The following is a 23,577-nucleotide window of genomic DNA, read 5'->3' as shown; positions in this document are numbered from 1 at the left end:
ATGCGCCATCGTAAAAGTGGTCGTCACTTAAACCGAACCAGTTCGCACCGTCAGGCTATGTTTAAAAACATGGCTGTATCGTTGATCGAACATGAGATCATTAAAACTACTTTGCCTAAAGCAAAAGAGTTACGTCGTGTGGCTGAGCCATTAATTACGCTAGCAAAAGAAGATTCTGTTGCTAACCGTCGTTTGGCTTTCTCACGCACTCGCTCTAAAGAAGCGGTTGGTAAACTGTTCAGCGAACTTGGTCCTCGTTACCAAGAACGTACTGGCGGTTACCTACGTATTCTTAAGTGCGGATTCCGTGCAGGCGACAATGCTCCTATGGCATACGTAGAACTGGTTGATCGTCCAGTTGCAGACGAAGTTGTTGAAGAATCTGAAGATTAATCAACACTTTGTTTGAATAGAAAGAGGCAGCTTCGGCTGCCTTTTTTTATGCTTACAATTTATTAAATATTTGAAGTTTATATTATGTCTCAAGTGTCAATTAAGCCTTTAACCTTAGTGGGTTATTTAGAAGGTGCGTCCTTTTTATTGTTGCTATTTATTGCGATGCCGTTGAAGTATCAGATGGGTATTGTGGAGCCAGTTAAATATATTGGCATGGCTCATGGTGTGTTGTTTATGGCCTATGTGTTTGTGTTGATGTCGACGGCTTCTAAAGTGAAGTTACCGTTGTGGGCGATGCCCAGTGGTGTAGTGGCCTCGTTATTGCCGTTTGGGCCGTTTGTGTTTGATAGGGTGTTGAAGCGGTCGCTTAATTCTTAATTTAACTTTGTTGGAGGGCGCCAGTGTGCCCCGCGAACGAAGTGAGTCTTTTGGGTATTGCGCGCGATTTATTACGCATGTGCGTTATTGGTTCTTGCTGAATTATCAGGATTGTTGTGTGCTGGTAGATTAAGGCCAGCACGGTTTCTTTTTCTCGGGGTTGCACCCCGTATCCCCGCTTCGCGGCTAGCCTCACGCCGCCAACCTCATATATTTCCCCTAGCTTTAGTTATGCGGCGCTCGGATGCCGCATAGTGGTATCGATTCGGGTTTGGATTCCGATTAGTTCTGGGATATTGTGGGAGGGCGCTTGCGCGCGAAATTAGGCGTTACAGATTTTGATGTTATTTATTAATTATTAGTTGTGTTGTGAATTATGGGTATTGCTACATTTATTTGCGGATTGTTTTCTAATGACCTCTATGTTCAGGTTTGGGAAAAAAGATTAAAAGTTAGCAATATTAACACGAAGAAAATTTATGAAATAGAACCTTTGATGGCTACTGAGACTACCACTGAAGGTCATAGGAGGGTTTTCAAGATAGGTTCTTCGTGTAAGAGTTTAGATACCTTTAAGTATCAAATTACAAACCCTTTTTCGCATCCGAGGTCATTATTGGCTGACTTTCAAGTGGCAGAGAAGATGCTTCAATTTGCGTTTTTGGAACAACACAAATCAAATTTTTTAACTCCTGCTCCCAGAGTCATAATCCATCCTATGGAAAAACTGGAAGGGGGATTAACTAATATTGAGAAAAAAGCGTTTAGAGAGCTTTGCATTGGGGCTGGGGTAAGACAGGTCGTTGTATATGCGGGCCCTGAGTTATCTCTACATAATATTGATTTTGATAAGATAAAAGAAAAAGACGATTCCGTAATATAGTTATTGGCCGGAAATATGCCCAGCGAATGTGTTTTGGGGTATTGCGCGCGACTAGGTTTCCGCAAGTACGCTATCGTTTCTGAGTTAATTATGTCAACTTTCGTAATCTGAATAATTAAAGCCAGCACGGTTCTTTTTCTCGGGGTTGCACCCCGGATCCCCGCTTCGCGGCTAGCCTCACGGCGCCAACCTTGTATATTTCCCTACAGTTTTAGTTATGCGGCGCTCGGATGCCGCATGTTGTTATCGTTACGGGTTTGGTTTTCGATTGATTCTGAGATATTGTGGGAGGGCGCTTGCGCGCGACTAGATTTCCGCAAGTGCGTTATCAGTCCTTCCTGAATTATCTAGAATGTTATGTTCTGGTAAATTAAAGCCAGCACGGTTCTTTTTCTCGGGGTTGCACCCCGGATCCCCGCTTCGCGGCTAGCCTCACGCCGCCAACCTTATATATTTCCCCCAGCTTTAGTTATGCGGCGCTCGGATGCCGCATATTGGTATCGATACGGATTTGGTTTTGGACGGGAGCAATACCCTCAAAAATGGAGAATAAATTAAAAAGACCTAAACTTACTGAATCACTGATTTTCAATATGGATCATAGGTATGAGAATTATAATTATAATCTTAGTAGTAATGTATCCAATTTATGTTAAGCCTGCAGAAATAATGATGGATGAAGATTTGATTAGAGGTGTTTATAACTCTGCAAACATATTAGGTATCTGTGCTACATTGGACGGCATGGCGGATATTGCGATTTCTAATAAAAATGTTGATCAGGAAAGGTTAATCTTCGAATTTCTTCGAAAACTATCTCCATCATTGAAAGATTTAGATGAATGGAATCAGAACTGTAATAAGCACAAGGCAATAATTATGCTTATTGATGAAGGTTACAACTTAAAATTAATTGAGGGTAATTAAGAGCCTGAAAGTTGGATCTAAATCAAGGTGTTAGAGTAATTGTTTCGTTGAATTAGATTCTATCGTCACGCATATTGAGCAGTTAATATGGTTGCCTTTGCTTAGTACTTAATACCTCGTTATTTATAACGACTAAGTATTCAGATACCTTGTCAAATCGCTTTGGCTCTAGTAGTCCTAAGAGTTCACATGTGTGTATCGGTATCAATTCGATTTCCGATTGGTTCTATGGCGTGAAGTTACTTATACGTGAACATTTTTAGAGTATCATTAACAATGAAGAACAACATGTAGGTTTGGTTGAAATCGGTGTGAGGTATATGAAGATAGTTTATGGATAAATTTGGACACTATACATCCCAAATTGGCCTTCTTGGTATTGTTCGAAATAATTGCTTATGGGCAACCAATATAGGTTTTTTAAATGATGAACAAGAGTTTTTTCATGCTCTAGAGTTAATAAGAGGAATTATCTCAAATGCACCAGGAATTCCCGAATCTGATCAAAATCAAAACTTATATAAGAAATTTATAGGCAATATAGAAAATTGTTTAATTAAACTAGAAACCCATACAAGTGAATCAATATTTACGTTTTCGGTGTCTAAAGAATTAGATCTTTTGAGCCAGTGGAGAGGTTATTGCCCTGATAATAATGGCTATTGCTTGGTTTTCAATATAGGAAAAATTCTGGAATGTATAAAAGAGGAATATCCTGATAGTTACCTTAAACAATGCGTATATGATAAAGAGCTAAAGGAGCAATCTATCAAAAGTTTACTCAATGATTCTTGGTTTGGGTATCGTGATTCTGAAAGCGATGAAGAAAGAAAGTCTATGCTTGATAGTTTTTTAAATGAAATAACTTTACTAGCATCATATTTCAAACATCCATCATTTTCTGAAGAGAATGAGTGGAGACTTATAGTTAAATTAGATTATGCGGCAGATGAAGAAATAAAATTTCGGGAGGGTAAGTCTTATTTAATTCCATATATTGAATTGCCATTTGATTTTTCATTTTTGAGTTCAATAGTAATTGGGCCTACATCAAATAAGGATCTGGCGAAAAAGGCATGTGCTCTTTTTCTAGAGAAAGAGGAGGGCCACCCATTTACAGGTATAAATCACTCTGAAATTCCATATAGGACGTAATGGTTTAGCACGTAAGTCGGAAAAATGAAGCCCCTTCCGACTTCACCAAAAGCTTTCCAGCTTCACCAAATAGAAGCGTCTCTCATCTCCCGTCAGCGAAGCGCGCATCTCCCGTAAAGGCTACTTCAAATAATCATCATACTTTTCAATATAATCATCCATGTTCGCCATTAACATGTTGCGATATTGGTTGGTGAAGTATTCGATGGCTTCCACTTTGTTGCGGTCGGCTTCGGCTTTGTCTTTTGCAGAAGAGGCGACGATGAAGGCGTTGAAGCGTGCGGCGGCGTATAGCATGCTGGCGCTGACTTTGCCTACTTCGTGTTCTTGAGTTAATTCGTTGGCCACTTTAATAAACGCGTCGGTGCGTTTGAAAAAGTCTTTGTCCATTTGTTGGGCGGTTTTTTCTTTGCTTTGATCTGTCATGTTTTTACCGTTAATGTGAAGCCGGAAGCATGGCGCTTGAAGCAGGTTTGCTCCGGCTGTTTTTGAAAAATGGTCTATTAATGATTTTGTTTCTTAACATCTAGTGTTATTTGATGGGTTACGATATCGCTTTGCTCAATCTAACCCATCCTACGTTTCAAAATATGCATTGCGTTGGGAATTACGAAAGACATTTTTTATTTGACATAAATGCGGCGAAAACTTTAGCTGCGTCTCCCGTCTCCCGTCTCCCGTCTCCCGTCTCCCGTCTCCCGTCTCCCGCGTTATTTCAACATGGGCTTCAAGAACGTGGCGGTATGAGAGCCCTTCACTTTTGCTACGTCTTCCGGTGTGCCTTCTGCAATGATTTTTCCGCCGCCGGAGCCCCCTTCTGGGCCAAGGTCGATGATCCAGTCTGCGGTTTTGATAACGTCCAAGTTGTGTTCGATAACGACGACAGTGTTGCCGTGGTCACGCAGGCGATGTAGTACATCAAGCAGTTGTTGGATGTCGTGGAAGTGCAAGCCAGTGGTAGGTTCATCCAATATATAAAGAGTTTGCCCTGTGTCCCGTTTGCTTAATTCTTTTGCTAGTTTTACCCGTTGTGCTTCACCGCCCGAAAGGGTGGTGGCGTTTTGCCCTAAGCGTACATAGGTAAGACCTACGTCCATTAGGGTTTGAAGTTTACGTTTTAGTGCGGGGATGGCATCGAAAAATTCCAGTCCTTCTTCCACTGTCATGTCTAATACTTCGTGTATGTTTTTGCTTTTGTAACGGATGTCTAAGGTTTCGCGGTTATAGCGTTTGCCTTGGCATATGTCACAGGGCACGTACACATCGGCTAAGAAGTGCATTTCTACTTTTATTACCCCGTCGCCTTGGCAAGCTTCGCAGCGCCCACCTTTGACGTTAAAGCTAAAGCGGCCAGCTTTATAACCACGGGCACGAGATTCTTCAGTGCCGGCAAATAAGTCTCGCACGGCTGTGAATATGCCGGTATAGGTAGCAGGGTTTGACCTTGGTGTGCGGCCGATTGGGCTTTGGTCTATGTCGACGCATTTATCAAAGTGGTCCATGCCTTCCATGTTTTTATACGGCGCTGCTTTTAATGTGCTGGCATTGTTTAATGCGGTGGCGGCTAATGGGTAAAGGGTTTGATTAATCAGTGTGGATTTACCACTGCCGGATACACCGGTGACGCAGGTGAATAAACCAACCGGAATTTTTAATGTGGTGTCATTAAGGTTATTGCCGGATGCGCCAGATAAAATAAGTTGTTTGCTTTCATCAATGGGTATGCGTTTTTCCGGTACTTGGATTTTGCGGGTGCCAGTGATGTATTGCCCTGTGATGGATTCTTTACATTTACCTATGTTTTTTGGCAAACCAGCAAAGATGACTTCACCACCGTGAACACCGGCACCGGGGCCAATATCCACAATGAAATCGGCGGCTTTGATGGCGTCTTCATCGTGTTCTACCACGATGACGGTGTTACCAAGGTCACGCAGGTGCACCAGTGTTTTTAATAAACGGTCGTTGTCCCGTTGGTGCAAACCAATAGAGGGCTCATCTAATATGTACATAACCCCTACAAGGCCTGCGCCAATTTGGCTGGCTAAACGAATACGTTGAGCTTCACCGCCAGACAAGGTATCGGCGCTGCGTTCTAACGATAAGTAATCTAAGCCCACGTTAACTAAAAATTGTAGGCGGTCTTGGATTTCTTTTTGAATTTTTTTGGCTATTTCGCCTTTTCGGCCTGCAAGTTTTAAAGCCTTAAAATATTTTAAGGCTGGGCCAATGGGCATGGCGGTAATGTTAGCGATATTATAATCATCAACAAAGACATTACGGGATGCTTGATTCAAACGACTACCGCTACAGGTAGGGCAGGGTTGAACCGATAGCAGTTTAGATAAATCTTCACGCACCATGGCACTGTCGGTTTCGTGATAGCGGCGCTGCAAGTTAGGCAACACACCTTCAAATGTGTGTTCTTTAATGACGGTATCGCCACGGCTGTTCACGTAGTGGAATTCTACTTCGTCTTCCCCCGTGCCATAAAGCACGGCTTCGCGGAATTTCTTTTTCAGTTTTTTGAATGGAGTGTCCATGTCAAAACCATAATGCTTAGCAACGCTTTGTAGCATTTGGAAATAATAAATGGTGCGTCGGTCCCAGCCACGAATGGCCCCTTCCCCAAGGGTGAGGGTTTCATCCACAATGATTTTGTCTGGGTCGAAGTATTGGTCTACCCCTAAACCGTCACAGGTACCACAAGCCCCAGCAGGGTTGTTGAAAGAAAACATACGCGGTTCAAGGTCGGTGATGCTGTAGCCACACACAGGGCAGGCAAACTGAGAAGAAAATAGAATTTCTATTGAGTCATCATCCATGCTGCAGGCTTTGGCATTACCACCGGTTAAACCCAGAGCGGTTTCTAAAGATTCAGCTAGGCGTTGCTCTAATCCATCACGGACTTTAATACGGTCAACAACCACTTCTATGGTGTGTTTTTTATTTTTGTCTAGTTCAGGAACGTCATCTAAATCGACCACAATGCCGTCTACACGTGCGCGTACAAACCCTTGGCTGCGTAGTTGTTCAAATAGATGTAAGTGTTCACCTTTGCGCTCGTTGATCATGGGGGCCAGAATCATTAGCTTGGTGCCTTCTTTTAAGGCGGTGATTTGGTCTACCATTTGGCTGACGGTTTGTGCGTCGAGTACTTCGCCGTGATCTGGGCAGCGCGGTTCTCCGGCGCGGGCAAATAATAAACGCAGGTAATCGTATATTTCGGTGACGGTGCCCACGGTGGAGCGTGGGTTGTGGCTGGTTGATTTTTGCTCGATGGAAATGGCGGGGCTTAAACCTTCAATGTGGTCTACATCGGGTTTTTCCATCATGGATAAAAATTGTCGGGCATAAGTAGAAAGGCTTTCTACATAACGGCGTTGGCCTTCTGCATACAAGGTGTCAAACGCCAGTGACGATTTTCCTGAGCCGGAAAGCCCAGTAATGACCACTAGTTTGTCTCGTGGAATGTCTAAGTCGATATTTTTAAGATTGTGGGTGCGCGCCCCACGTACCAAAATGGTATCCATAATCGAGAACTGCCAACCATAAAAACGAGTATTGTACCTGTTTCATTGGGCATTGGCTTTAGTAGAAGAGGGGAGATATTGGCATTGAGTGAAACACTCAATGCCAGCAAAGATTAAGCGACGTCTTGAGACGGTAGGTGCTCTTTTGCCCAGTTGATAGCTTGAATACGGTTGCTTACATCAATCTTTTTAAACAGATTGTACATATGAGTTTTGACAGTGTGTGTGCTTACGTTGAGTGTTTCGGCAATTTCTGCGTTTTTAGCACCGCTGGCGCTTAGATTCAGAATTTGTTTTTCACGCTTGGTTAGTGCGTAAATGCTATCTGGAATCTTGCTTGGGCTTTTGCGATTAGTGGCCACAAAGCGGCTCATTAAGCGACGGCTAAACCACAACTCCCCTTCCAAAATAGAGGATAGGCCATGGCTAATGTGATTATGGCTAGAACCTTTATAGAAAAAGCCGCACACGTTAGGCCATTGTAGTAGTCGCTCATGCTCTTTGTCGCCCTCTAGGTTAATAAAGAATACTTTATTTTCCGAAGGTAGCCACTCTAGTATTTGCTGGTAGCGCTCGTACTTCATGCCAGAGGCGTCAATGCAAATGAGGTGTTGAGCGTCAATGCGTTGATTATCTTGCTGTGTGTATGGGTCAATAATTGCACAGGCATAGTTAATGTTCTGCTGCAAATACCCTAACAAGAGGGAGTTTTGAATGTTTTTAGGGCCAATAAGCCAAAGACGTTGTGTCATAATATCAGTCATATCTAGCACTCCTTGCTGATGTTAACAGGAAGGCTCAATTCTAATAAAAAAATGTGCAAAATGACACTTTCTCAAGCCTTAAGTATGAATTAACTTGGACAAACTGAGAAATGAATCACACCCTTGTATTAGGACTACTCAGTTTGGCTCTTGATTGCTAGAATGCCGCTCTTTTTTATTATTGTAATAATTCATGTCTCCTATAGAAACACGAACAATTTCAACGCTAGCACTTATATATGCTTTACGCATGTTTGGCTTATTTATGGTGCTGCCAGTTTTGGCATTATATGCCTCTGACTATGAAGGCGCCAGCGCTACCTTAGTTGGTGTCGCAATTGGTGCATATGGATTGACTCAAGCCTGCCTGCAATTACCGTTTGGGGTTTGGTCTGATCGTATTGGTCGTAAACCGGTTATTTTAATAGGTTTAGCACTATTTAGCGCAGGCAGTGCCATGTGCGCTATGGCTGATGATATTTGGATGTTGGTCTTGGGCCGTGCCCTACAGGGGGCGGGGGCGGTAGCCAGTACCCTAATGGCGCTAATGACGGATTTAACCCGTGAAGAAAACCGCACCAAAGCCATGGCCAGCATAGGAGCCAGTATTGGCCTTTCGTTCACCTTAGCAATGGTCATTGGGCCTATCTTAGCTACATGGCTAGGTTTGTCCGGTTTATTTATGTTAACCGCCATTTTAGCCATTTTAGCCATGTTTTTATTGGTAGCGGCAGTACCTACACCTAAACAGCAAATTCGCTCTCGTGATGCTCGTGCTTTTGTAAACCAGCTAGGGGATGTGTTTAAAGACAAACAAATACTGCGTTTAAGTTATGGCATCTTTGCTTTGCATGCGGTGTTGGTGGCGTGTTTTGTAGCAGTACCAGTGGCCTTAGTAAAAGCGGGTTTAGTTCAAAATGCCCATTGGCAAGTGTATTTACCGGTGATGCTGGTGTCGTTTGTATTCATGGTGCCATTCATCATCATTGGTGAGAAAAGGCAGAAAATGAAGCAAGTGCTGTTGATTGCAGTACTTTTATTGATCGTAAGCTTAATGCTACTCACCTTAGAGCTGAATTCCATTGCAGGGATCAGTTTTGCGCTTTGGGTCTTCTTTGTGGCATTTAATATCTTAGAGGCAAGTCTGCCGTCATTGGTTAGCAAATTCGCACCTGCGGGTTTTAAAGGCAGCGCTATGGGGGTTTATAGTACTTGCCAATTCCTTGGGGCCTTTGCTGGTGGTATGCTGGGAGGATATTTAAGTGAGTATTTTGGTTTAGTTGGTGTTTTCATCGGGACATTACCGTTATTGCTCATTTGGGTGGTATTGGTAATGACAATGGCCAAGCCTCGCCATTTAAGCAGTTATCGTGTTGCATTGACGACACAAGCCTGTGCTAATGAGCAATTAGAGCAGGATTTACTAGCCATATCTGGTGTACATGAGGTGGTTATCATGTTGAAAGACCAAGCGGCGTATTTGAAGGTAGACAACACCACCTTTAATCCAACATCATTAAAGCAAATCAATATTTAAGACAGCCTAAGGGCGAGGAATTGTGTTATGGCACGTGGCAGTATTAATAAAGTTATTTTAATTGGCACATTGGGGCGTGACCCTGAGATGCGTTATTTGCCAAATGGTAACGCCGTGTGCACTGCGAGTCTGGCGACAGATGAAGGCTACAAAGACCGTAACACAGGCCAGCAGGTTGATAAAACCGAATGGCACCGTGTTGAAGCGTTTGGCCGCTTGGCGGAAGTAATGGGCGAATACCTGAAAAAAGGCTCTAAAATCTATGTTGAAGGCAAACTTCGCACAGATGAGTACGAAAAAGACGGCATTAAACGTTATTCGACCAAAATCATTGCTAATGAAATGACCATGCTAGACAGCCGTAACGGCGGTGGCGACAGCATGGGTGGTGGCTACGGACAAAATCCAGCGATGGCCGCGCCTCAGCCTCAGCAGGCTGCACCACAAGCTCAGCCTCAATATGCTCAACCACAACATGCTCCTGCTTATGGTCAAGCGCCACAACAAGCGCCACAGCAAGCACCTCGTCAGCAGGCGCCGCAGCAAGCACCCGCTGCGCCATATGGTCAGCCTCAACAGCGCCCGCAGCAAGCGCCACAGCAACAGACACCTCAAGCTCAACCGAGCAATGCGTTTGATGACTTTGATGACGATATTCCGTTTTAATTGAGCATTAAGTTTAAGTAAGCACAAAAAAGCCCCGTATGAACTGCGGGGCTTTTTGCGTTTTAGGGTTAATTACAAAAGTTACTGTTGTACTGATATATTGTGGCTGTTTTGGTTAGGGAGTTTTGAGCATTCCAGTTATTAAATGATGAGTGTGTTTGCATCGCAGTAAAGAGTTCTTTGGCACGGGTTACTACATTATTGCTAAAGCCTTCATTGGTATCTTCATATTTATATGAGATTTCAGCCACGATGGGGAGTGTTGTCGTAACCGTTTCGTTGTACCAAAGGGTGAGCGAAAATTCTGCATCAAGCGCGCCTAAATCCACACTGGCATTTCTATAAACATATTCGTTAACTGTCAGGCCGCTTACTTTTTCAATATCTAAAGTGTCATCTAAATTTTCATCTTCTAGACCGAGGTATAGCCCAATTGGGTCATCTAATTTATTTAGATTTTTACTGCTTCCAATTTCTTGTTTTGTTGAGTAAGAATATTTACTAACAAATGGTGTGGCTAAGTCTTCTTCAAATTTACTTTCCCAGCCGGATTCTGTTCCGTCCATATCTTTTTTGCTAGCAATGAATCGATCAGCAGAGCGAAATTTAAGTGTTACTTCGCGGTCTGTGTTTTCCACGCGTTCACGAAATGTGTAATTGTTATTATAAAGATCACAACTACCTTGCACATCGAAAAAGGCGACGGTTCGTGTTTTCTCTAAACTTAAGTTGCCGGATGTATTTCGTTCGATGGAGTCGTTTTCAATCACATTTTTTAAGTCATTCCAATAATCATTTACCTTAGTTGCCCTTGTTGTTGCGTTACCAGTAAATGCACTGGGGTCAAGTAGAATTTTATATTCACGTGAGCCAACATCTACATCGGCTGCCCATAATGGGTGAGCGATACAAAGGGCGGTGCTGATGATTAGTTGTTTTAGTGTTGTGCCATTCATGTTTATGTTCCTTTAAGTGAAACTAATTTAACAACGAGAGCTGGTGATTTACATTAGGTACTTCGTGAGGTTATGACGGATTAAAAGGGTGAAGAAGCAAAAAAAGCGGGCGTTACGAATACGCCCGCTTTGTTGTTAAGCATTATTGAGCTTGAGCGGAAAGATCTAAACCTTCAATGATATAAAGGCGGTTGCTATCAATGTCAGTTTTACCAGCATCTAGATATTTTTGCTCAAGTACCCCAGCAGTGGCCCATGTAGCAAAGTCATCATCGTTTAGTACGCCAATAGTACTGTCATTAATTAACCACATGCCTTCGAGTTTATCGTGGGGGTAACTGACTTCAGCGATTAAATCGGATAGCAATGTTTTGTTGATCGTTGCGATGCCTGCATTTGCAATAGTCGCCCAACCATTTTCTTCTATGGCGACTTCTTCAAGTGTCTTGCCATCAATTAATAGCCCTAGATTTTCATTCTGAGTTACGCTGCCAGATGCGCTTATGGTTTCTAAATCGGTGGCATTGGTGATGTCAATTTTGTACAGGTGCTTCATGGCGGTAGTATCTTGGCTGTAAAATTTGCCATCACGTTCAATGACAACAAATTCAGTATTACTTAATGCTACGATTCCTGATTGTGAGTTTTGAGTTTTTTCTTGCTTGTATAAGTATTGGCTGACATCGCCGTTTGTTAGGTTTACCGTCACAATGCGGACAATGTCATTCACTTTAACCGCACTACTTGGGTTGTACATGGTTGATTGCATGATGCCCACTAGGGTGTTTTCGTCAGGGGTGATGGCCAGTCCTTCCATTCCTCTATTCGCACGTCGATTTGCAAATTCTGCCGGTAAGGTGAAGGTGTTACGAGTGTCATCAGCGAATGCATTTATGCGACCGATTTCAATTCCTTGAGCATCAAAGTGAACCATGTGTGGGCCGTATTCATCGCTTATCCAAAACGTGCCATCAGAAAGTGCTACAAGACCTTCGCCATCTAAGCCGTAATCATCAAGTTTAATTGGGTTAGTGGTTTCGTCGAATGGCAGGTCCATGTTTTCTACAATAACATTACCGTCTTTGTCGTAAGGGGTTTCACCAGTACCGCCTAATGCAGCAGTGTTTGGTAGACCTGTAATAAGGGTGCCGTCAGGGCGTTTAAGCAGTATTTCGCTGATCTTTTTTACATCGCCATTATGTTGTAATTCAAATAGACCAATGCGTGGTGTGTAATCAGGGCTTGGGAATTTTTTCCCTTTACCTTTGTCTCCAGTAAAGGTGGCATTAGGGCCGCGGTCGGTTAGAGCATAAAATTGTTTTGGGTTGGTAGGGTGGGCCACCATGTCCGAGCCAAAGCCGCCATTACGTACTTCCATTAGATTGCCAGGTAGCGCACCATTATCAATATCTGAGCGCATCACGGTATAAGGAAGTGTTGAACCGGAAGTTGTAACTGGGCTTGCATCACAATCAAAGGTGATATCAGATATTTCTGATTCTGATAAAGCGCCGTCTGAATTTGTATCCAAGCCAGATGAAACTTTTAGTCCACCAAAAAAGCAGTCTGAGCTGCCTAATTCAAGTGCTTCGTGGGATAATAAACTGTTTAAACCACGGCTGCCTTGTTCTCCAGCATTGCCTTGGGCACCAATATTGCCATCACTGCCGCAAGCAGTTAGGCCAATTGATGCAATAATAGCGAGGGCGATTTTTGTATGTTTCATGGGTTTCCTATTATCTTTATGAGCGAAACTTGGGTAGCCTAATCTTCAAGTATGAAAGAAATGTATGAGTTTTATGTCAGATTAAAGACTGACTAGATGAGTGGTTTTACGGGTTAATACAAAGAAATGTAAATGTACTGGGGCAAGCAGAGGCTGCGAAGCATAATAAGCTTGCACTGTCTTATATGACGGGTTGTGATTAGGAGTAGGTAGAGTGATGCGAATTTTAATTGGTGTGTTAATTATTTTATTAAGTGTAGCAGGAGCAATGGTCCTGATTGAAACCGCACCAAAGCCACAGAAAAAACCAGTAGATGCTTTTGTGCCCTTGGTGAAAAGTACGGAGCTAATAGCAGGGGAGTATCGCCCAAGCTGGCAAGCTGGTGGTAACGCTAATGCCAAACCCAGTGTGAAACTGATGGCGCAGGTCACGGGACAAATTATTCAATTAAATGAGCAAGCCACTCCCGGAGCACAATTAAAGAAAGGGGATTTGCTTGCACAAATAGACCCAGCAAATTACGAGTTACTGGTACAGCAAAAGCAGGCGGCATTAATTCAAGCGCAATCGGCTTTAGATGTAGAAAAAGGCCAAGTTAAAAACGCAGAAAACAATTATAAGTTATCTAAGCTTAAATTAAATAACACTGCAAAATCATTAGCACTCAGAGAACCTCAATTAGCCTCAGCACAAGCGGCTTTAAATATTGCCCAAGTAGAATTGGAAAAAGCCAAATTAGATTTAGCACGTACCCAACTGCGTATGCCATTTGATGGTCATGTTCTTTCGGTGCAATTATCGCAAGGCTCGTTTGTGGGTAACAATACTCAGGTTTTCGAGCTGGTGGATAGCTCGGAATTTTGGTTGCAGGTGAAAATTCCACAAGCATTTGCGAGTTTATTAGATGATAGCCAACCTGTTTTGGTGAGCAAATCGGCCTTACCTAATGTGACTCGCACAGCTTATGTTAAAAATATATTACCCTCTGTTGACGCAGCAGATCGGCAAGTGCAGGTATTAATTGGGATTAAGCAGCCTTTGGATAGTCACGCTGATTTTGCCGTGCGTTTTAATGACTATTTAAACGTCACAATATTTTCTCATGTATTAAGCAATGTTTATGAATTTAATAGTAATGCTTTAAATGAAGACGGCACCTTATGGGTGGTGGATGCAAATAATCACTTGCAACTTAGACAAACCCAATTGGTATACAAGGGGCGTCAAAAAGTATGGGCCAATGTGGAAGCGCAAGTAGGAGACCAACTGTTGCTTAGCCGTTTGCAAGTTGCTTCTGTGGGTATGCCGGTGAGGATTCAAAAGCAAGTGAATTTAACCGCAGATGAGGCCAAGCAATGAGTCACGACGCTTTAAATAAAGGCCCAATTGCTTGGATGGCGCGTCATGGGGTGGCGCCCAACTTATTGATGCTGGCTTTACTTATTGGTGGTTTGTTAACCGCGCTGAGCATTAAAAAAGAATTTCTACCAGAATTCACCGTCGATATCGTACAGGTGCGTGTGGTGTACCCCGGGGCAACCCCCACAGAAATGGAGCAAGGGGTTGTACTGCCAATTGAGAACGAATTATCTGAAATGGATGGCATAGACGAGGTCAGTTCCAGCATACAAGAAGGTTATGCTGCGGTGAACTTAGAGATTGAATCTGGCGAAGATATTCAGCAAATGTATCAAGATATTTTGCAATCGGTTAACCGAATTTCTACCTTTCCTGAGCAAATGGAACAACCAATTATTAGCATTTGGGCTGGTAAACATGACTTGATGGATATTGCCTTACATGGAAATTTAGATGACTTCTCCATGAAGCGCTTGGCTGAGCGCATCAAAGAAAAACTATTGACCTCTGCTCATGTTTCACAAGTGACTCTCAAAGGGACACCTGCGGAGGAAGTGCATGTGGAAATCCCCAGCTTAGTCTTAGAAAAATATCAGCTAACCCTATCTAAAATTGCCCAGATCATCTCGGCCAATGCCATTGAGCAAGGAGCGGGTACGGTTAAAACACAAGGAGGCGATATTTTAGTTACGCTGAATGATCGAAAATATTGGGCAGATGAATACGCCGCTTTACCATTAGTAACCGATGAAAATGGCGTGCTCTTAACCTTAGGGGATGTGGCCACGGTTAAAGAAGGGTTTGAAGATAGTCCTAATATTGTGACATTAGATGGTGGCAGCAGTGTGCAGATATCGGTTTATCGCACAGGTGATCAAACACCGCCAGAAGTTGCGGATGCAATTTACGATATGTGGGATGAACTGGAAGCCATGTTACCACCGGGTATGCACCTCACCGTTACCGATGACGACGCTCAAATGTACAAAGATCGTTTAGGGTTGTTGATTAAAAATGCGGTGATTGGCTTGTTACTGGTGTTTATCCTGTTAGGGGTGTTTTTAGAATATCGCTTAGCCTTTTGGGTAACCATGGGTATCCCTATTTCGTTTTTAGGAGCCATGTTGTTTTTGCCGAATTTTGATGTGTCCATCAACATGATCTCTATGTTTGCATTTATCATTTCGCTGGGCATTGTGGTGGATGATGCGATTATTGCGGGTGAAAATATTTATGCCAATTTAAATAAAGGTCTATCGCGGGTCGACGCTGCCATACAAGGGGCGAAAGAAGTGGCCATGCCATTAACCTTTGCCATTTTAACCAACATTGTTGCATTTATGCCGCTGTTTTTTTTACCAGGTGGCATGGGTAAAGCCATGATGGTTATTCCCGCAGTGGTGGTGCTGTGTTTTGTCATTTCTTGGGTTGAAGCCTTGTTTATATTGCCGGCCCATATTTCCCATTTAAAAGACAAACCTGACTCGAAATTAGGACAAAAACTAGGTCGTATTCAATTACGTGTGGACACGTGGTTACGGGAAACAATACATAATTATTATCGCCCGCTTCTGGCCAAAAGCTTATCTGCCCCAGGCATTACATTATCCATAGCCATTGCTGTGGCCATTGTCATGTTTGCTTTCCCCATTAGCGGACGTATGGGCTTTTCTATGTTTCCTGTATTGGAAGGGGAGTCGGCGGTTTTGGATATTGAAATGCCACAAAATGCTCCGGTAAGTGAACTGCTTAGGGTTAGAGCACAGGCGGAAGCGGCGTTACAAGCGGTCATGGCCCCAATAGAAGCCGAGCACGGTGCGTTTTTACAGAACACCACCTCCAAAATTGAAGGTACCAGCTTAGAAGTAGAAGCAAAACTGTCCTCAGGGGAAAACCGTCCCTACACCACAAACCAAGTAGTCACTATGTGGCGTGAATCTTTGGGTGAAGTGGTCGGGGCGAAAAACGTGAGCTTTGATGCTGAGCGTGGTGGCGGCCCAGTCAGCGGCAAACCGTTTACCATGGAATTACGTGGAAGCCATACAGAAACCCTGAAGCAAGCCAGCGAAGAGCTAACGGCAATTTTAGAATCTTTAAGTGGTATGAAAGATGTTTCCAGTAGTTTTACCAATGGTAAGCCACAGTGGGATATCCAATTAAACGATGAAGGTCGCAGTCTTGGCTTAACCGCCATGGATGTGGCTTCGCAAGTGCGTGCTGCGTTTTATGGGGTAAGAGCACTTCGCCAGCAACGGGGCAAAAATGAAGTTACGGTACTGGTTCGCTTGCCAGAGCAAGAGAGGCAATACCAAACGGATATAGAGCAATTGCAAATAGTCACGGCCAATGGTGCCCGTGTGCCGTTACAGCAAATTGCGGTATTAGAAAAAACCACGGCACCCACTTTGATTCAACGCAAGCAAGGTCAACGCTTGGTGAGTGTCAGTGCTGCGGTGGAGCCTCGATCATTGATTCCGAGTTTGCAGGCCACATTGGCACAAGAATATTTGCCCGAACTACAACAAAAATACCCCAGTATTAAGTTAGGTTATGGCGGAAGGCAAGCTGACGAGCAAGAAAGTAAGTCCAGTCTATTACAGGGCTTGGTTTTTACCTTAATGGGTATTTATATTTTACTGGCCGTGCCGTTTAAAAGTTATACGCAACCCTTGTTGATTATGGCGGTGATTCCATTTGGTATCGTAGGTGCGTTGGCGGGTTTATTATTACTGGGCAGTGGTTTATCCATCATAGCCATAATGGGAATGTTGGCTTTGTGCGGTGTGGTGGTAAACGATAGCTTGATATTAGTGGATTACGCTAACCAATTAAGGCGCAGTGGTCTATCAGCTAAGCAAGCCATAATGGATGCAGCAGAGCGGCGTTTTCGCCCGATCTTATTAACCACGTTGACGACCTTTGGAGGTTTGGCGCCTATGGTGTTTGAAACCTCCCGTCAGGCTAAATTTATCACTCCAATGGCTATATCACTGGGCTTTGGTATTTTGTTTACAACCTTTGTATGTCTGCTGGTATTACCCACATTATTTATTTTATTAGAAGGCAGAAAAGCGTTATCAAAAGACTCAAGCGTTGAAATGAGTTAAGCTATATGACAGCAAAGAACTGGTTTTGCTGGTTCTTTGTTGTTACATTTCTTCTTTTATTCTCTGTGCGTATCGTTACTTTATGAAAAAGCCGTTTCACATTGTGATCCTAGGGGCTGAGACCCCTGTGGGTAAAGCTGTTACTGAACAGGCTCAAGCTCAGGAGATCTCTTTTCATGCCATTCATACCACTGATTGGGATCTAACCGATTTAAATAAACTACAAGTTAAGCTCAATGAGTTAGAGCCTCAGTTTGTGGTGAATTGTATTTTCCTTGGTGTTGGTGGAGTGACTGTCAATATTGCCAGTGTACTGAGTCAGTGTTGCTCTGCGTTGAACATTGCCTTGGTGCAGCTTTCTAGTAACCATGTATTTGCCAATCAAGATGGCGAAATCTTCAGCGAAAACGACGAGCCTGAACCGCAAACAGAAAAAGGCCAACAAGTTTTAGCAGTAGAGCGGGCCATTCGTAGCTCGTTAGAAAAGCATATTCTATTGAGAATAGGCTGGTTGTTTAGCTCACAAGGGGAAGATGAGGTCAGTAAGCTATTGGATCTTGCGCAAAATAATACCTCCCTTGCTTTATCTGATAGTAAATTCTTGTGCCCTACATCAGCCTGTGATATTGCCGCTGTTTTATTGGCTGTGGTGCATCAATGTCGATACGCAAAATTATGGGGGACTTATCATTATTGTAGCGCTGAGATTACCACACTGTATAAGTTTGCCGAGGTGGTAGTGGCAGAAGCTAGACAATATGAAGACCTTAAAGTAGAAAGCATATCCGCCGATGCAAGCAGTGAAATGAACAGTTTATTTTCTGAGTCTTCACCGAAATTGGTAACAAAGAAAATTCTCTATACCTTTGGCATTAAACCTAAGCCTTGGCGTCAAGCTTTGTCTCGGATTTTGAAAAAGCGTTACCGCAACAAGTAATCCCATTCAGTACGTCGATTAAACCCATCGAATAACTCAACTCATACCTTCTATTTAACTTATATACTAAGTTCAAATTAGGAGGATATATGGGTTTATTAGTAAATGGCTACTGGCAAGACAAGTGGTATGACACAGCATCTTCAAAGGGCGCTTTTAAACGGGAAGACAGTGCTTTTCGTCATTGGATTGGTGAAGACAGCCAGTTCAAACCTGAATCTGGACGCTACCATCTGTATGTGTGTTATGCCTGCCCTTGGGCACACCGCACTTTAATCTTTTTACACCTTAAAGGCTTAACCGAACATATTAGTGTTTCAGCGGTGCATCCACATATGTTAGAAAACGGTTGGGAATTTCGCTTGCAAAACCATAGTGAGTTTCAAGATCACTTGTACCAGTTTGATTTTGCTCATCAACTATATACTCAAGCGAAGCCTGATTACACCGGACGAGTAACGGTGCCGATACTGTGGGATAAACAGACAAAAACCATTGTTAATAATGAATCCAGTGAAATTATCCGAATTTTTAACACTCAGTTTAATGCCATTACAAACAACAGCTTGGATTTTTACCCACAAGCACTGCGTGAAGAAATTGATCAAGTAAATGACCGTATTTATCACAATATTAATAATGGAGTATATAAATGTGGCTTTGCCACGTCTCAAGCGGCCTACGAAGAAGCTTTTGAAGCATTATTCATGAATTTAGATTGGGTTGATGAGTTGCTTTCAAAGCAAACCTATTTGGTTGGCGAGCGCCTTACAGAAGCGGATTGGCGCTTGTTTACAACGTTAGTGCGTTTTGATGCCGTTTACGTTGGGCACTTTAAAACCAATAAAAAGCGTATCGTGGATTACCCTAACATTTGGCCTTATGTTAAGCGTTTGTATCAAGAGCATGGTATTTCTAGCACTGTTAAATTAGATCAAATTAAACAGCATTATTATTTTAGCCATAAAAATATTAATCCAACTCAAGTTGTGCCGTTAGGGCCGGACATTTCATTCGACGATTGAGGCTTAAATAGCTGGGCATTTTTTGGCTTAGATCATGTTGAGGGTACGTTATGTTGTGAGTGTTTGGCCATCTGCTACCATATATAGAGAGCTTCTGGCACAATCATTTCTAGTATCGTAATAACGGCCCAAATATGATCAAAAATATATGTAGTATGTCCTATTTAGGTTTGCTGTTAGCCTCAAATGTAATGGCGGACAGTGATTATTTGACAAGTCTTTCTTTTAGTGAGTTTGATTTGCCTGAATTTGACGCATATTCAGTTCCTGTGGTGCTAACGGCAACCCGTATACAGCAACATCAAGCTGACGTTCCCGCTAGTGTGACCATATTAGATGAAGCCTTTATTAAGCAGGTTTCAGCACAAAATTTATCAGAACTGCTGCGCTACGTTCCCGGCATGATGATAGGCCACGACAAAAACAGTAATGGTGATGCGGTGCATTATCATGGGGGCCCCGCCGCTTTACCCAAGAACTTACAAGTATTAGTGAATGGCCGTTCTATGTATCGCGCAGGTTTAGCGTCTGTTAGCTGGTATGAGCTGCCTGTCGCCATTGAAGATATTAAACGAATTGAAGTAGTACGAGGGCCCAATGCTGCCAGTTATGGGGCCAATGCGTTTCAAGCGATTATTAATATTTTAACCAAGCACCCTGCAGATACCTATGGTACGTCAGCATCATTGCAAAAGGGCAATAATGGAGAAGAAAATGTCTATTTAAGGCAAGGTGGACGTTTAGGCAATAGCGATTACCGAGTGTCGTTTACGCAAAAGAAAACCGATTTATTTGCAGAGGAATTTGATAGTCGCCAGTCTCAGTTTTTAGACGTGGAGCATTATTATCAAGGCTCACAATTTGGTGAGCTAGAAACGTCGTTTGTGCTGTCAGATTCAAGTCGAGACCTAGAAGATACATTTGATTTTCAAACCAATGAAAATCAGGTATCCGAGCAAAGGTTAGAGTTAGGTTCACAATGGACAAAAGACGTAACCTCTAAACATCAAGTGAAGATTAAAGGTTACTTTACACGCTATGAGCAAACACAAATGGTGAACCTTGAAGCTGTGCCACTTGCCACTTTGGATGATAATTTAAGGCAGTTGTACTTATTAAATCCAGATGCGGCAGATGCATTAGTCGCGGGCTTGGATCCAATCCCATTATTAGATTTAACCAATAGTGATGAAGTAGCATTGGCTACAACGATTTCAGGGACATACTTACCTTTGGGTGCTGAAAATCCCTTTGCACCAGTTAACGGTGAAATTAACTTAGACTTATCAGAGACCCGATACGATATTGAGATTCAGGATACCTATGTATTTTCGCCAAGCTTAACCTTGGTGAGCGGTGCCAGCTTTCGCCGAGATGAAGTAGATTCACAAACCTACTTTAGCGGTTTATTAGTAAATGATACTTATCGTGTTTTTGGCAGTGCAACATGGCAAGCAACGGAGAAAGTGAATTTACATTTAGGTCTAATGGCTGAAAAAGAAAGCGATGCGGATTTAGTGTTTGCCCCAAGAACAGCTTTAATCTACAAACTTGAACCAAATAAGTCGATACGCTTTGTGTATAGCGAGGCGGTGAGAAGCCCAGACTTATTTGAACAAAATGCTAACTGGCAGTTAGTTGTAGACAACCCTCAATCAAGTGTTGAGCTAAATGGCAATACGTATTATCAAATACAACAAGGCCCAGGTAACTTGGATCACCAATTGATTAAGTCTTTTGAGGTTGGGTACTACGCTCATTTTAATCAGTTAAGCGGCGAGTTGGATGTTCGAATATTTCAAGAAGATTTAACCGATGTATATTATCAATCGTTAACCATTTCAGAGTTAGAAACCATAAACGGAATATCGATGGCCTTTCAAGGAATTGAATGGCAATACACGATAAAGCCATGGGATGAAGGGAAATTACGCTGGGTAGGTGCTTGGATAGATGCGCAAACAAATTTAGACGAATTAGGTGAGCAAAGCAGAGAGCAAGTTTTACTCAGAGTATTTACTAAAAACGCACATACACTGTCTTGGTTGCAGCAATGGAGTCCACAGTTCACCTCAAGTCTGAGTTATTTGTTAGTGAATAGTTATGATGAATTTGCAGAGGACTCATCTGATCAAACACGCATGGAACGTTTAGATGCTAAATTTAATCGTAATATACAGCTTTCAGGTGTTGGCTTAGATGTCTTTGTTAATTTTCAACATGACTTAATTTCTGATGCTTATATTTGGGATAATGCCGTTTTCGAGGATGACACTCGAATTCAACTGGGGGTTAAAGTGAATCTTTAAGCAAGCGCTGACAGGTCAATTAGAACATAAAATAAAGCCCGCGGTTGTAAGCAATCGCGGGCATTTTTTATTATTGTGAGTTTTTATTTTTAAAAACTACGACTCGCGGTAAATTCCCATAATCTTTTCACTAATAATATTTTTAATGCTTTGTTTTTCTAAGCTAGAGAGGTTATTTAGGGCACTTAGGCGTAAGCGGTGTAAATGAAGGCATGGCATGGTGGAATCAAACTCACGTAAATCGCCTTTTTTCAAGATAGGTAAAAATGGGTCATTACCTTGAAAGCGTTTTAAAATTTGACGTAATCCTTCTTTAAATGGGATTGGAATAGAGCGTACATTTTTACCTTTTTGGGTAATGACAATGTACAAACCTTTACGGTCAATGGTTTCACCAGGAATAATATGTAAACCAGTAGCTTGAACCGCTTCTTCAGGGATTTTGTTGAAAGTATCGTGGAATGCATATGGGTCAGGTAATACAACCATGTTTCTATCCTGATCTTCAGGAAAAAAAATGCTGTAGTTACTATAAATTTGTCGAACACTAGGTGAAAAGATACATAACTTATTTTCAAAGCGTTTAACAAAGTCAGTTGCATGCTGGTGCTGGGATATATGTTCTAATCCCCAAACGAGATCAGTATTATCCATATTGTGATTTGCTGCATAACCCATAAATACCTCCAGGTCACGCCCCATGCGTGAACTTAACATGCTCAGAGTATGACTCTTATTTTCGTCATTACCGTTTAGGTTTGGTATCCAAACATGTATCTACACAGCATATGTGTAAAGATGGTGCAATGCGGTGATGAGAGTCACGACTACAGTGAGAGCTAGTCGTTGTTTTATATAGAAAATGAAACATATGTTCAAGTTTAAATGGAATGAATTCTATTGGGGATGATGTTTAGGCCGCAAAGTTTGGTGATTAAGCTACTTATTAGTCGCCAAGGGTCATCTTGTAAAATGTTTTTGCTGGATTGGTCCACTTGCTTACAAATGGTTAAACATTCCTGTACGACGGTTACATTTAATCGACGTGCGGCCCCTTTTATTTGGGATTGTTTTTTTGGCCAAAACACTTTTAATTGTTGTAGCGCTTTATCGTCCGAGGTGCCAGCTTGTACTAGTTGCATAAATGACATGAGCTGGCGGATATCATTAGTGAGAATTGCAAGGGGCTGAAGGGCGTGTATGCCTTCACCTTGCAATGTTCCTAGTATGTGAAGGCTACGTGCAGTATCTCCTTTAAACGCGGCCTCAGAAAGCGCAAAAACGTCGTAGCGGCTAGCATCACCAACGGCGGCTTCAATGTGTTTTGCTGTAATTTCAGATAAACCTAATAATTTAAGTTTTTCGATTTCTTGAGCGGCGGCTAATAAGTTGCCATCGGTTCGATCGGCCAATAGTGCCAATGCGTCACGATCCGCCTTCATGCCTTGTTGGCGTAAACGGTTGGCCAGCCAGCCGGGTAATTGATTGCGTTCCATGGGCCAGTGTTGAATAAACACGCCAATTTTATCAAGGGCTTTAAACCATTTTGTGTTAGTGGCGGATTTATCGAGTTTTGGTAAGACTAATAAAACAATGGTATCTGGGTTTGGGTTATCAAATAGCTGTACTAACGCTTTACTACCTTGATCACCAGGCTTTCCGTTGTCGATGCGAATCTCCATGAGTTTGCGCGACGAAAACAGTGACAGGGCATTAGCGGCTTCCAGTAATTCTCCCCATTTAAAGTTGCCTTCTACGTGATGCACTTCCCGTTCATCAAAACCTTGTGATTTAGCATGAGCTCGAATTTGATCGCAGATTTCTTGCGCCAGTAATGGCTCATCTCCACTGACAATGTACAGAGGTTTTAATTCTTTTTGTAAATGCTGGTGAAGCTGTTCGGGTTTTAAGCGCAAAA

Annotated in this window: 19 protein-coding genes; 12 read left to right on the top strand and 7 right to left on the bottom strand. The window is 42.5% G+C overall.

The features are described 5' to 3' along the window. The 5 genes from rplQ (at position 1) to ABWV45_RS05050 (ending at position 3,739) form a co-directional block, all read left to right on the top strand. Positions 1–393, top strand: a complete 393-nt coding sequence (gene rplQ, locus ABWV45_RS05070) for a 50S ribosomal protein L17 (protein WP_353349329.1) — start codon at positions 1–3, stop codon at positions 391–393. A gap of 84 nt (positions 394–477) precedes the next feature. Further along, positions 478–774 (top strand): DUF3817 domain-containing protein, encoded by a 297-nt coding sequence (locus ABWV45_RS05065; RefSeq protein ID WP_353349327.1) that lies wholly within the window; start codon positions 478–480, stop codon positions 772–774. Between the two features lie 376 nt (positions 775–1,150). Continuing rightward, on the top strand, positions 1,151–1,657 hold the full coding sequence (locus ABWV45_RS05060) for a rod shape-determining protein MreB (RefSeq protein ID WP_353349325.1): 507 nt from the start codon (positions 1,151–1,153) through the stop codon (positions 1,655–1,657). Between the two features lie 606 nt (positions 1,658–2,263). Next, positions 2,264–2,584: a hypothetical protein gene (locus tag ABWV45_RS05055; protein ID WP_353349323.1), complete on the top strand. Its 321-nt coding sequence runs from the start codon at positions 2,264–2,266 to the stop codon at positions 2,582–2,584. Positions 2,585–2,917: 333 nt separating this feature from the next. Continuing rightward, a complete protein-coding gene (locus ABWV45_RS05050; protein ID WP_353349321.1) occupies positions 2,918–3,739 on the top strand; it encodes a DUF2971 domain-containing protein in 822 nt (273 codons plus the stop codon). 120 nt (positions 3,740–3,859) lie between these two features. Here the strand turns inward: ABWV45_RS05050 and ABWV45_RS05045 are convergent, their stop codons facing one another. From ABWV45_RS05045 to ABWV45_RS05035, 3 genes are all read right to left on the bottom strand, one after another. Further along, on the bottom strand, positions 3,860–4,165 hold the full coding sequence (locus ABWV45_RS05045; protein ID WP_353349319.1) for a DUF3144 domain-containing protein: 306 nt from the start codon (positions 4,163–4,165) through the stop codon (positions 3,860–3,862). Between the two features lie 284 nt (positions 4,166–4,449). Continuing rightward, positions 4,450–7,272 (bottom strand): excinuclease ABC subunit UvrA, encoded by a 2,823-nt coding sequence (gene uvrA / locus ABWV45_RS05040; protein ID WP_353349317.1) that lies wholly within the window; start codon positions 7,270–7,272, stop codon positions 4,450–4,452. Positions 7,273–7,385: 113 nt separating this feature from the next. After that, entirely contained in the window at positions 7,386–8,036 is a 651-nt protein-coding gene (locus ABWV45_RS05035) for a LuxR C-terminal-related transcriptional regulator (RefSeq protein ID WP_353349315.1), read from the bottom strand. 193 nt (positions 8,037–8,229) lie between these two features. On the opposite strand from ABWV45_RS05035, the gene ABWV45_RS05030 reads away from it, so the two are divergent. After that, entirely contained in the window at positions 8,230–9,573 is a 1,344-nt protein-coding gene (locus ABWV45_RS05030) for an MFS transporter (protein ID WP_353349313.1), read from the top strand. Positions 9,574–9,600: 27 nt separating this feature from the next. Further along, positions 9,601–10,239 (top strand): single-stranded DNA-binding protein, encoded by a 639-nt coding sequence (gene ssb / locus ABWV45_RS05025; protein WP_353349311.1) that lies wholly within the window; start codon positions 9,601–9,603, stop codon positions 10,237–10,239. Between the two features lie 68 nt (positions 10,240–10,307). On the opposite strand, the gene ABWV45_RS05020 is transcribed toward ssb, so the two are convergent. Together ABWV45_RS05020 and ABWV45_RS05015 are read right to left on the bottom strand one after the other, a co-directional pair. Continuing rightward, positions 10,308–11,195: a hypothetical protein gene (locus ABWV45_RS05020; protein WP_353349309.1), complete on the bottom strand. Its 888-nt coding sequence runs from the start codon at positions 11,193–11,195 to the stop codon at positions 10,308–10,310. A gap of 142 nt (positions 11,196–11,337) precedes the next feature. Then, on the bottom strand, positions 11,338–12,921 hold the full coding sequence (locus ABWV45_RS05015) for an esterase-like activity of phytase family protein (protein WP_353349307.1): 1,584 nt from the start codon (positions 12,919–12,921) through the stop codon (positions 11,338–11,340). Positions 12,922–13,138: 217 nt separating this feature from the next. Between ABWV45_RS05015 and ABWV45_RS05010 the strand changes: the two genes are divergently transcribed. The 5 genes from ABWV45_RS05010 (at position 13,139) to ABWV45_RS04990 (ending at position 21,659) form a co-directional block, all read left to right on the top strand. Further along, positions 13,139–14,281 carry an efflux RND transporter periplasmic adaptor subunit gene (locus ABWV45_RS05010; protein ID WP_353349305.1) on the top strand — a complete coding sequence of 381 codons (1,143 nt, stop codon included), beginning with the start codon at positions 13,139–13,141 and terminating at the stop codon, positions 14,279–14,281. Then, positions 14,278–17,388 (top strand): efflux RND transporter permease subunit, encoded by a 3,111-nt coding sequence (locus ABWV45_RS05005; protein ID WP_353349303.1) that lies wholly within the window; start codon positions 14,278–14,280, stop codon positions 17,386–17,388. The genes ABWV45_RS05010 and ABWV45_RS05005 overlap by 4 nt, the downstream gene beginning before the upstream one ends. A gap of 82 nt (positions 17,389–17,470) precedes the next feature. Beyond that, positions 17,471–18,325, top strand: coding sequence for a sugar nucleotide-binding protein (locus ABWV45_RS05000; protein WP_353349301.1), 855 nt, complete (start codon positions 17,471–17,473; stop codon positions 18,323–18,325). Between the two features lie 89 nt (positions 18,326–18,414). Further along, positions 18,415–19,350, top strand: a complete 936-nt coding sequence (locus ABWV45_RS04995; protein ID WP_353349299.1) for a glutathione S-transferase family protein — start codon at positions 18,415–18,417, stop codon at positions 19,348–19,350. Between the two features lie 134 nt (positions 19,351–19,484). Beyond that, a complete protein-coding gene (locus ABWV45_RS04990) occupies positions 19,485–21,659 on the top strand; it encodes a TonB-dependent receptor plug domain-containing protein (RefSeq protein ID WP_353349297.1) in 2,175 nt (724 codons plus the stop codon). 96 nt (positions 21,660–21,755) lie between these two features. On the opposite strand, the gene ABWV45_RS04985 is transcribed toward ABWV45_RS04990, so the two are convergent. Both ABWV45_RS04985 and holA read right to left on the bottom strand, forming a co-directional pair. Further along, the gene (locus ABWV45_RS04985) at positions 21,756–22,361 is read right to left on the bottom strand and encodes a hypothetical protein (RefSeq protein WP_353349295.1); all 606 of its coding nucleotides are present in this window, start codon (positions 22,359–22,361) and stop codon (positions 21,756–21,758) included. 179 nt (positions 22,362–22,540) lie between these two features. After that, on the bottom strand, positions 22,541–23,575 hold the full coding sequence (gene holA / locus ABWV45_RS04980; RefSeq protein WP_353349293.1) for a DNA polymerase III subunit delta: 1,035 nt from the start codon (positions 23,573–23,575) through the stop codon (positions 22,541–22,543). Between the last annotated feature and the right edge of the window lie 2 nt (positions 23,576–23,577).

Source organism: Oceaniserpentilla sp. 4NH20-0058 (assembly GCF_040371755.1).
Taxonomy (GTDB): Bacteria; Pseudomonadota; Gammaproteobacteria; order Pseudomonadales; family Oceanobacteraceae; genus Bermanella.
This window is presented reverse-complemented; position numbering and strand designations above follow the sequence as displayed.

Coding starts and splice junctions, on each gene's coding strand:
- ABWV45_RS04995 (WP_353349299.1), top strand. CDS start 18,415: ATGGGTTTATTAGTAAATGGCTACTGGCAAGACAAGTGGTATGACACA.
- ABWV45_RS05015 (WP_353349307.1), bottom strand. CDS start 12,921: ATGAAACATACAAAAATCGCCCTCGCTATTATTGCATCAATTGGCCTA.
- ABWV45_RS05010 (WP_353349305.1), top strand. CDS start 13,139: ATGCGAATTTTAATTGGTGTGTTAATTATTTTATTAAGTGTAGCAGGA.
- ABWV45_RS05005 (WP_353349303.1), top strand. CDS start 14,278: ATGAGTCACGACGCTTTAAATAAAGGCCCAATTGCTTGGATGGCGCGT.
- ABWV45_RS04985 (WP_353349295.1), bottom strand. CDS start 22,361: ATGGGGCGTGACCTGGAGGTATTTATGGGTTATGCAGCAAATCACAAT.
- ABWV45_RS05065 (WP_353349327.1), top strand. CDS start 478: ATGTCTCAAGTGTCAATTAAGCCTTTAACCTTAGTGGGTTATTTAGAA.
- ssb (WP_353349311.1), top strand. CDS start 9,601: ATGGCACGTGGCAGTATTAATAAAGTTATTTTAATTGGCACATTGGGG.
- ABWV45_RS05045 (WP_353349319.1), bottom strand. CDS start 4,165: ATGACAGATCAAAGCAAAGAAAAAACCGCCCAACAAATGGACAAAGAC.
- ABWV45_RS05030 (WP_353349313.1), top strand. CDS start 8,230: ATGTCTCCTATAGAAACACGAACAATTTCAACGCTAGCACTTATATAT.
- ABWV45_RS05000 (WP_353349301.1), top strand. CDS start 17,471: ATGAAAAAGCCGTTTCACATTGTGATCCTAGGGGCTGAGACCCCTGTG.
- ABWV45_RS05055 (WP_353349323.1), top strand. CDS start 2,264: ATGAGAATTATAATTATAATCTTAGTAGTAATGTATCCAATTTATGTT.
- ABWV45_RS04990 (WP_353349297.1), top strand. CDS start 19,485: ATGATCAAAAATATATGTAGTATGTCCTATTTAGGTTTGCTGTTAGCC.
- ABWV45_RS05060 (WP_353349325.1), top strand. CDS start 1,151: ATGGGTATTGCTACATTTATTTGCGGATTGTTTTCTAATGACCTCTAT.
- ABWV45_RS05035 (WP_353349315.1), bottom strand. CDS start 8,036: ATGACTGATATTATGACACAACGTCTTTGGCTTATTGGCCCTAAAAAC.
- ABWV45_RS05050 (WP_353349321.1), top strand. CDS start 2,918: ATGGATAAATTTGGACACTATACATCCCAAATTGGCCTTCTTGGTATT.
- ABWV45_RS05020 (WP_353349309.1), bottom strand. CDS start 11,195: ATGAATGGCACAACACTAAAACAACTAATCATCAGCACCGCCCTTTGT.
- uvrA (WP_353349317.1), bottom strand. CDS start 7,272: ATGGATACCATTTTGGTACGTGGGGCGCGCACCCACAATCTTAAAAAT.
- rplQ (WP_353349329.1), top strand. CDS start 1: ATGCGCCATCGTAAAAGTGGTCGTCACTTAAACCGAACCAGTTCGCAC.